Origin of the sequence: Terrimonas pollutisoli (genome assembly GCF_029360765.1) — a bacterium.
Classification (GTDB): domain Bacteria; phylum Bacteroidota; class Bacteroidia; order Chitinophagales; family Chitinophagaceae; genus Terrimonas_B; species Terrimonas_B pollutisoli.
The window spans coordinates 20,481-27,999 of sequence record NZ_JARKNA010000032.1; the positions used below are offsets into that span (position 1 = coordinate 20,481).

At 41.7% G+C, this 7,519-nt stretch carries 5 protein-coding genes; 4 read left to right on the plus strand and 1 reads right to left on the minus strand.

Features of this window, described 5'->3' with window-relative positions:
- Positions 1–43: 43 nt before the first annotated feature.
- Positions 44–691, minus strand: a complete 648-nt coding sequence (locus P2W73_RS25655; RefSeq protein ID WP_276504965.1) for a DUF47 domain-containing protein — start codon at positions 689–691, stop codon at positions 44–46.
- A gap of 184 nt (positions 692–875) precedes the next feature.
- Between P2W73_RS25655 and P2W73_RS25660 the strand changes: the two genes are divergently transcribed.
- The 4 genes from P2W73_RS25660 (at position 876) to P2W73_RS25675 (ending at position 7,236) form a co-directional block, all read left to right on the plus strand.
- Entirely contained in the window at positions 876–2,198 is a 1,323-nt protein-coding gene (locus tag P2W73_RS25660; RefSeq protein WP_276504966.1) for a putative porin, read from the plus strand.
- 274 nt (positions 2,199–2,472) lie between these two features.
- Positions 2,473–5,256: a TonB-dependent receptor gene (locus tag P2W73_RS25665; protein WP_276504967.1), complete on the plus strand. Its 2,784-nt coding sequence runs from the start codon at positions 2,473–2,475 to the stop codon at positions 5,254–5,256.
- 37 nt (positions 5,257–5,293) lie between these two features.
- Positions 5,294–6,715 carry a beta-helix domain-containing protein gene (locus P2W73_RS25670; protein ID WP_276504968.1) on the plus strand — a complete coding sequence of 474 codons (1,422 nt, stop codon included), beginning with the start codon at positions 5,294–5,296 and terminating at the stop codon, positions 6,713–6,715.
- An 89-nt stretch (positions 6,716–6,804) separates the two neighbouring features.
- Positions 6,805–7,236, plus strand: a complete 432-nt coding sequence (locus tag P2W73_RS25675) for a hypothetical protein (RefSeq protein ID WP_276504969.1) — start codon at positions 6,805–6,807, stop codon at positions 7,234–7,236.
- Positions 7,237–7,519: the final 283 nt, after the last annotated feature.

A 7,519-nucleotide genomic window follows, 5' to 3' on the forward strand; every position in this document is an offset into this window, starting at 1 on the left:
ATAAATGTTGGTTCATCAATCCGCACATCTGCATATTCGCACATTAAGAGTATTTAATAATGATTGACTCTATCACGTTGCTGGCATCTTCACATTTATCGGTGGCGATCTCCATTACCTGGTAGATCTCTCTTTTTTTGATCACCTCTTTCGCATCGGGTTCTGTGGCAAAGAGTCTTTCAATACTCATGTCAAAAACATCGTCGGCCTGGTTCTCAATACTATTCACCTTTACCAATGCCTCGGTAATGTTGCGCATGTTTTTCATGTCTCTCAATTCAAACACCGCATTCTTCACCTGCAATGCACCCTGCTCAATCAATTCAGCCATTTTCTGCATTCCCATATCATTGGGGTTGACACGGTAGAAGTTGATCTTTTTGGCAGAAGCATAAATATAATCGGCCACATCATCCAGGGATGTAGCGAGATAGTGAATATCCTCCCGGTCGAACGGGGTAATAAAATTGCGGCCCAATTCAGTAAATACATTATGAGTGAGCTCATCATTGGCATGTTCCAAATCTTCTATCCGGGTGATAAGTGATGCTCTTTTATCGAAGTCAGGTTCCGATACCACTTCTTTTAACTTGGAGGCCATGATGGCGCCGTTTTCGGCCATTTTTTCAAACAATTCAAAGAAGATTTTATTCTTTGGTGTAAATATTTTCAGGAATGAATTGAGCCCCATAATATGCTTTTAAATTGGTTGCGAAATTACCGGCTTGACCTTTGATAGAACGATTAATGAAGCAGAGTTAATGATTATTTAATATAGAGATAATAATTACATAACGGTGAGGTAACAATTCTTTTATATGCTTCAGTTGTACCTTGCGCCCCACAATAATTGAATGTTACTTTAATATTAAGAAATGATAAACAAGGTGTTAAGATATTCTGGTTTACTGGTTTTTGCTTTTTTAGCCAGCATTCATGGCTTTTCCCAGCGTTATTTGGCAGACTTTGACTCCTTGTTATTTGTACGGGATACCCTCAGGCCCGTATTGAAACGTTTCGAAAATTTGCGTATTACCGGTTATATTCAGCCGCAATTCCAGGTGGCCGAAAGCAAAGGAGCCGGATCATACAATGGCGGGGATTTTGCGCCTTACTCCAATAATCGCTTTATGCTAAGGCGGGCCAGGGTCAAGATCGACTATTTCCTGGCTACCGACGATCACTATCCCAAAGCATTATTTACGTTCCAGGTAGATGCTACAGAAAGAGCCATTGGCCTGAGGGATATGTTTGTAAAGATCTATGAGGCCAAAAAAAATAATTTTTCGATGACGGCGGGTATGTTTGCACGTCCCTTTGGTTACGAGGTTAATTTATCGTCAACGTTCAGAGAGGCCCCGGAGCGGGGCAGGATGTCACAGATACTCATGCCTTCCGAACGGGACCTTGGCGCCATGGTTACTTATGAGCCCCTCAGGCGGGAAGCAAAAAATAAACTCATAAAACTGGATGCGGGTGTCTTTAACGGCCAGGGTTTGTCGGGTCGAACAGATTTTGACAGCTATAAAGATTTTATCAGCAGGCTTACACTTAAACCGGTAAAACGGGGACCATGGAATATTAGTGGTGGTCTTTCGCTTTTATATGGTGGCTGGAGAAATGGTTCGAAATATGAATATGAAATAAGTTCGCTGCCAAATGGTGAGAAGTATTTTAAAGTGGATTCAACGCCTTCCAATCTCGGGGGGAAAGCACCACGACGTTATTATGGCGCCGACATGCAGACGGTTTACAAACATGGCTGGGGTGAAACGGAAATCAGGGCTGAATATTGGGCGGGCCGTCAACCTGGTACTGCCACTACAACGGTGAATCCCGGGGATACACCTGCATTGAATGGCGTCCCTCTACCTACTTATAAACGGAATTTTGATGGCGCATTTTTCCTTTTCCTGCAAAATATTATCAATAAAAAAAATCAGCTGATCGTAAAATACGATTGGTATGATCCGAACACCGATGTGGCCGGTGATGATCTGGGCAAAGGCGGAACCAACCTTACCCCGGCCGATATTAAATTTTCGACCCTCGGCCTTGGGTTTCTTCATCATATCAATGATAACATTAAACTGGTATTTTATTATGATATCGTGAAAAATGAAACCACGCAACTGGCCGGATACACAAAGGATCTGAAAGACAATATTTTTACCACCCGCATCCACTTCAGGTTTTAAAATTTTATAATACCTGTTCTTATACCATTTAGTCATTAACCTCATTTCATACTATTGATATAGTACTGACCGACATTATGGGTTTTCAATAGTATTAATTTTTAATATCTCGTCGGTTTATTAATCAAAAGGTAACACAGGCCGGCACATAAGTGTTTGTTTATAGCATTTAAGGCGGTTGGTAACATTTTGGTAACATTGAGGTCACAATTCTTTAACCAGTGGGTAACATAGCGGTAATACTACAAGTACACCTTTGCTGCAAATTACCAATATGCGTTTAAGGCTACCATTAGCTGCTCTCTTTGTTGTACTTTTTTCTGTTGTTCATGCACAAACAAAACTGACCGGGAAAGTTGTTAACGGCAAGAACGAACCCGTTGCAGGCGTATCCATTAAAATAGTAGGTGCACAGGGTGGAACTACCTCCGATGTAGAGGGTCGCTATTCTTTATCACTTACAGCCAATAAAAAATACGAACTGGAATTTTCTGCAATAGGTTATGTAAACAAGCTGGTCAATGAGGTAGAAGTGGGCACTGGTTTAGACAACGAATTAAATATTGTATTGGAAGCAGCCGCCAAAAACATTGAAGGGGTAACAGTGAGAGCTACTTCCCGCCGCCAGGAAAATACCGCCGCCCTATTAAGCTTTCAGAAAAATAATATCGCCTTATCAAGTGGTTTGGCTTCTGATTTTATCAGGAGAACACCGGACAAAAATACGGGTGAAGTATTGAAAAGAGTAAGTGGTGCCAGTATCCAGGACAACAGGTTTGTGATCGTTCGTGGTTTGAGCGACCGGTACAATGCAGCGATCATCAACAACGCACAATTGCCGAGCACAGAGCCTGATAAAAAAGCATTCTCCTTTGATGTGATCCCTTCTGCACTGATCGATAATATCATCATCAATAAAACAGCTTCTCCTGATTTAACCGGTGAGTTTGCCGGTGGGTTGGTGCAGATCAATACAAAAGATGTACCTACTAAAAACTTTTTAAGTGTTGGTGCAAGTTTTGGCTTCAACACACAATCTGCCTTCAAAGATTTTATCAGCAACGAACGCAACAGCACGGATTGGTTAGGCTTTGATAATGGTCACAGAGCATTACCAAAAGGCTTTCCCAAAACGGCACAGGCTTATCGTTCATTAGGTGGAACTACTGCCGGTGTGCAGCAGCAGATTGAATTAAGCAAATTGTTTAGCAATACCGGATATGCAGAGAAAAAAACAACGGCATTGCCTACTCAATCCTATAGCCTTACCTGGGGCAATAGTGCGAGAACAAAAAATGGCGGCACCTTTGGAACCATTCTTTCCTTGCAGTATCGTAATAGCTTGCTCAAGTATGAAGTGGAAAGGAGATTGAATGATGATGGTGGAGTAAACGTACAATTCATGGATGACCAGAATAAGTACAGTGTTAATGTAGGAGCACTGGCCAATTTCACCTATATAAAAGGCCGGCATAAAATCTCGTTCAAAAATTTATTTAACCAGCTTTTAGAAGATAACTATTATGTAAGAAATGGCGCAAGTAATGACAAGATACAAGATATTAATTTTCGTTCTTCGGTATTGAATCAGCGTTCCCTGTACAGCGGCCAGTTGGAAGGTGAGCATCAATTAACAAACAATGGCATACGACTGAGATGGAATGGAAATTTTGCCTATAATTCTAAATCCCAACCGGACATGCGTACATCAGCTTACTCCCGGTCCCAAGGAACAAGTGATCCCTTTGAATACAATGATGATGATACCCGTCGTTTCTTCAGCGAGTTAAAAGATTTTAGTTATGGTGCTAATGGAAGCCTTTCTTTTCCTTTTACATTGGGAAGCGACAAGCAAACGCTGAAGGTAGGTGGTTCAACCCTGATGAGAGTTCGTGATTTCAGAAGTCGCATATTCCGATATGAACCTGCATCATCCCAATTTGACGGTGCCAAAGAACTACTTCCTTACGATCAGATTTTTGCTCCGGAAAACATTGCTATGGATGGATTCAAGCTTGATGAATTTACCAATAACCAGGATAAATATTTCGCCGCGTCTGCCAACAATGGCATGTATGGAATGTTTGACAATAAGTTTGGTGATATGTTCAGGCTGGTTTGGGGTGTAAGGGTGGAGAATTTCCAGCAATTTCTCACAACAAAAAATACAAGTGCTAAGCGGGAAATAATAAATACTGAAAAATGGGATGTATTACCTTCTTTCAACTTTACACTTTCACCAACCACCAAACAAAGCATTCGTCTTTCAGGTAGCCGCACGGTGGCCCGTCCCGAATTCAGGGAAATAGCTCCTTTCTCATTTTATGATTACGAAGCTAATTATGGAGTAAATGGTAATCCTGCTCTCAAAAGAAGCGCTATTCTGAACGGTGATATCCGTTATGAATTTTATCCCAAAGGCGGCGAAGCGATTACCATCGGCGGCTTCTATAAAAGTTTTGATGATCCTATCGAGTTAAGACTGGATGCTTCAGCCGTTCCCGACAGGCGTATGTATAATTATGATAATGCTGATAAAGCCTATACAATAGGAGCTGAGTTTGAAGTAAGAAAGGACCTCGACTTTATCAGCCAAAACCTGGATGCCTTCAACATTTTTGCGAATCTTACCTATAGCTATTCGAAAGTCACTTTAGGTGGTTCGGTTACAACTGCTCGCCCCTTGCAGGGACAGTCTCCTTATTTGGTCAACGCAGGTTTGCAGTACAACAGCAAAAACACAATTTGGAGTGGCTCATTGTTGTACAACCGCGTTGGTCAACGTTTGGCGCTGGTAGGAAATCTTGAATTTAAGGATATCTATGAACGGCCCCGCGACCAGGTCGATTTCCAACTGGCGAAAAAAGTATTTAATAAGAAAGGCGAGATCAAGATTACATGGGCCGATCTGTTAAACCCTGCTTTCTACTTCTATGAGAATGTCGATAAGAAAAAAGCATTCTCCGAAGGGACCGACCGCTTGTTCAATTCCTATAAGCCTGGTTCTACTATCACGGTGGGCTTTACCTACGACTTTAATTTGGGCAGTAAAAAATAAATCTAACAACAACCACAAAAAATAAAACAAAACGAATATGAAGAAGATCCTTTTTGGTACACTGGCTCTTGTGTCCATCCTCAGTGTTACCTCTTGTGTAAAGGTGAAGTTTGATGAGGACGGAACAACGACCACGCCGGTAGATCCGGGTACCGACAATGTAATTACCGGAACCATTTCTTCCAGTCGTTTCTATGCAAAAGGAACTTATACATTGAAAGGCTATGTGTATGTTACGGAAGGGGCGACATTGACATTTGAAGCCGGATCGGTAGTAAAAAGTGATATTACAGAAAAAGGAGCATTGATCATCGAAAGAGGCGCCAAGCTGATTGCCGACGGTAAAGCAGACAAACCAATCGTTTTTACCAGCGGACAACCTGCCGGACAGAGAAAGGAAGGCGACTGGGGCGGCATCATCCTGTTGGGTAAGGCGCCAACCAATCGTCCCTTAGATCCTGCACCTACTATCGAAGGTGGCGTAGGTCGCAAATATGGCGGTACCGATTCAAACGATGAAAGCGGTATCCTCCGTTTTGTGCGAATAGAATTTGCCGGTATCGCTGCCGAGCCAGGTTCTGAAATTAATGGTTTAACTCTTGGTGGTGTAGGTGCAGGTACTATCATAGAAAATGTGCAGGTATCCTTTGGTAATGATGATGCATTTGAATTTTTTGGTGGTACGGTGAATGCAAAAAACCTGGTAGCTTTTGCTACTTCTGACGATGATTATGACTTTGATTTTGGCTATACCGGAAAAATACAATTTGCAGTCTCCTGCCGTAAACCAGATGTAGATGATACCGATGCCGGCAATGGAATTGAAAGTGATAATGATGGTAGCGGTACTACAGCGTCTCCCAACACCCGTCCTCAATTGAGCAACTTTACTTTTGTAGGCCCTAACAACGCTACCGGTACGGCTACGTTTCATAACTATGCTAACCGCTGGAGAAGAAGATCACAGTTTGTGTTAAAAAACTCGATACTGGTAGGATATCAAAAAGGCGGTTTTGTAGTAGAGTCAAAAGGATCATGGGATGATTATATTACCAACGGTGTTTCAGAATTTGCAAACAACCTGGTGCATGCAGTAGCCGAGCCTTACTATACGGATTCAATTACTGCCCGCATCTTTGCTACCAAATCATATCCTGCAAACCCTATGTCAAGTGCTGATCTGAAAGCAATGCGCCAGGATGCGGCGGCTGCATTGAAAGCAAAAGCGGAGGCAAATGGGTCAATTACATACGACAAGGCAGATGATATCATGTTGGAAAGTCCGTTCTATTCTACAACACCTAACTTTTTACCAAAAGCCGGCTCGCCTGCTTTATCAGGAGCAAGCTTTACAGGTATGAACGCCTATTTCACCACCACCACTTATCGCGGTGCAATGGGAACTACTAATTGGACCTCTGGCTGGACCAACTGGGATCCGCAGAATGCCGCCTATTAAGAAATCAGTGATCTCTTTATAATTTCATTGAACGTCCTGGATATTTCAGGACGTTCTTTTTTAGAAATTTGTGAATAGAATAAAAAAGCATGTTTAGAATTACGATAACCGTTTTTTCTATCCTATCATTGCTGATCCTGTCTTGTAAAGAGCCGGCACAAAAGAACCTGTTGCCCGAATTAACCTCCTGCGACAGTGCAGCAGTTATGTACTATCACAAACCCGGCAATCCTCGTTTTTTCAACATGACCAAATTGTTCGATAAAACTTCATTGTCTTTAATTGCCGCCGATATAAACGGGGAAATAATTAGGGCAAAAGATACCTGTGCTACTCAGGGTAAGATATATTACTATGGCAAAGGCGATGCAGTATATATCGCTTACTTTACCCGTGCCAATGAATGCATGACACTTTCCTTTATCAAAACAGGCAATAAGTATTTTGTAAAAATGAGTGAGGATGTAAAAAAACTGTTGGACGGATTGCAGGCTAAAGCAACCGAGCCAAAGGCCTTGTAGAAGTTTGGTCAGCCCGGTTATTTTCTCCAGGCGATTTGAGCATATTTTTTAAACATCGTAATATGCGTTTAAATAGGAACAAACTGGCAAGCCTGTTGAAAGCATTGGCACATTCTACACCTCTTATTTCAGCATTTCAGTAGATGTGCTTACTTCTAATTAACCCAAGTTGCTAGTTATAGAGAAAAAGGGATGAGCATCAATAAAAGATAATTTTGAGTTACCACACACAAAACTCAATTATCGATGCTCAACGAGGATAAAATTATAAGGATTTACTGTA